The following is a 239-nucleotide window of genomic DNA, read 5'->3' as shown; positions in this document are numbered from 1 at the left end:
GTTACCACCAGGACGCACACCGATTACCACGGTGACTATTGACCGCAATCGCCGTGATGAAGTGATAGAACGTATCGCGATCAATTGCGAGGCTGGGCGACAAGCGTATTGGGTATGCTCATTAGTAGAAGAGTCTAGCGTATTGGACGCACAAGCGGCTGAGGCGACTTATGAAGATTTAAACGAGCGTCTAAATATCCGTATTGGTCTGGTACATGGCAAGATGAAAGGAGTCGATA

At 48.5% G+C, this 239-nt stretch carries 1 protein-coding gene; it reads left to right on the top strand.

The window, feature by feature from the left end:
- Positions 1 to 31: 31 nt before the first annotated feature.
- Positions 32 to 239 (top strand): hypothetical protein (locus AAEZ06_RS28220; protein ID WP_502948075.1); only part of this gene is annotated, 208 nt, incomplete at its 3' end.

It is taken from the genome of Pseudomonas sp. HY7a-MNA-CIBAN-0227, assembly GCF_040310325.1.
Lineage (GTDB): Bacteria > Pseudomonadota > Gammaproteobacteria > Pseudomonadales > Pseudomonadaceae > Aquipseudomonas.
The sequence above is the reverse complement of the archived record's forward strand: the minus strand, read 5'-3'. Positions and strand labels throughout refer to the sequence as shown.